We start from the raw sequence: 1,540 nt of genomic DNA, 5'->3' as shown, positions 1-1,540 counted from the left end.
CGCAGACCGACCTTGGGGTGCTTCCTCAGCTCCAAGCTCTCGAATCCGTGGGAGCAGACACGCCCGAGGGTGGGCACGAAACGGCTCACGGACACCGCCTCGCGGCGGTACCTGGTGTTCACCATGGGCGAGGGGAGACCGGTCCGGCCACACCGCCGCACCGGCGTCACCCCGAGGGCGTTTCGGTGTCTGAGGGAGCGAACCGTGAGGTTCACCCGGTCGTGTTCGTCCTGGACCGCCGCGGCCACCCGCTCGACCCGTGTCACCCCGCCCGTGCCCGTCGTCTGCTGGCGGCCGGGCGGGCGGTGGTTCACCGCCACACCCCGTTCGTCATCCGTCTCAGGGACCGGTCGGCTGCCGACTCCACCGTGGCAGGCGTACAGGTCGGTGTCGACCCCGGCTCCAAGCACACCGGCCTGGCCGTGTTCACCGACCATGACGGGAGCCGGACCGGACGGTATGCGATCCGGCTCGACCACCGGGGCGCGCTGATCCGCGACAGGCTCGCCTCCCGGGCCGCACTGCGCCGGGGCCGCCGGGGGCGGAAGCTGCGCTACCGCTCCCCTCGGTTTCTCAACCGCACCAAGCCGAAGGGGTGGCTCGCGCCGTCCCTGCGACACCGCGTCGACACCACCTTGTCGTGGGTGGCTCGGCTGTCCCGGTGGGCGCCCGTGGCCGCCGTCCACGTGGAGAAGGTCTCCTTCGACACCCACGCCCTGTCGGCCGGACGGCCGCTCGAAGGAGTGGAATACCAGCAGGGCACCCTCGCCGGGTACGAGGTCCGCGAATACCTGCTGGCCAAATGGAGGCGCGCTTGCGCCTACTGCGGCGCGAGCGGCGTGCCACTCAACCTCGACCACATCCACCCCCGCAGCCGGGGCGGCTCCGACCGCGTCAGCAACCTCACCCTGGCCTGCATCGGCTGCAACCAGACCAAGAACGCCACCTTCGTGCAGGAGTTCCTGAAAACCAGACCTGCCCTCCTGGCGAAGATCCTCAAACAGGCGAAAGCACCACTGCGCGACGCCGCCGCCGTCAACACCACCCGCTGGGCACTGTGGCAGGCGCTGAAGGCCACCGGCCTACCCGTGGCAGGCGCCTCCGGCGGGCGCACCAAATGGAACCGCTCCCGCACCGGCGCGCCGAAATCCCACACATTGGACGCGCTACACGTCGGCTCGCTCGACACCGTGACCACCTGGCCGTTCACCGTGCTCGTGGTCAAGGCGACCGGGCGCGGCACCTACTGCCGTACCCGCACCGACCGCTACGGCTTCCCCCGCCTGCGACTGCCCCGGACCAAGCAGGTCAAGGGGTTCGCCACCGGCGACCTGGTCCGCGCGACCGTCCCGACCGGCAAGAACACCGGAGTTCACACCGGGCGGGTCTCGGTCCGCTCCACCGGCAGCTTCAACATCACCACCCGGCACGGCCTCGTGCAGGGAATCGGCCACCGCCACATCCGCTTGCTCCAGCGAGCCGACGGCTACGGCTACACCACCCACCCGGAAACGCGGCACCGCGCCGCGTTTCCTCCCCC

The 1,540-nt window shown here is 70.7% G+C and carries 1 protein-coding gene; it reads left to right on the top strand.

The annotated features are described in order from the left end of the window. Positions 1–185 precede the first annotated feature (185 nt). Positions 186–1,540, top strand: a 1,355-nt coding sequence (iscB, locus tag ABZ260_RS50935; RefSeq protein WP_355633149.1) for an RNA-guided endonuclease IscB, incomplete at its 3' end; no start/stop codon positions are given.

The sequence above is a fragment of the Streptosporangium sp. NPDC006013 genome, from assembly GCF_040614275.1.
Taxonomy (GTDB): Bacteria; Actinomycetota; Actinomycetes; order Streptosporangiales; family Streptosporangiaceae; genus Streptosporangium.
This window is presented reverse-complemented; position numbering and strand designations above follow the sequence as displayed.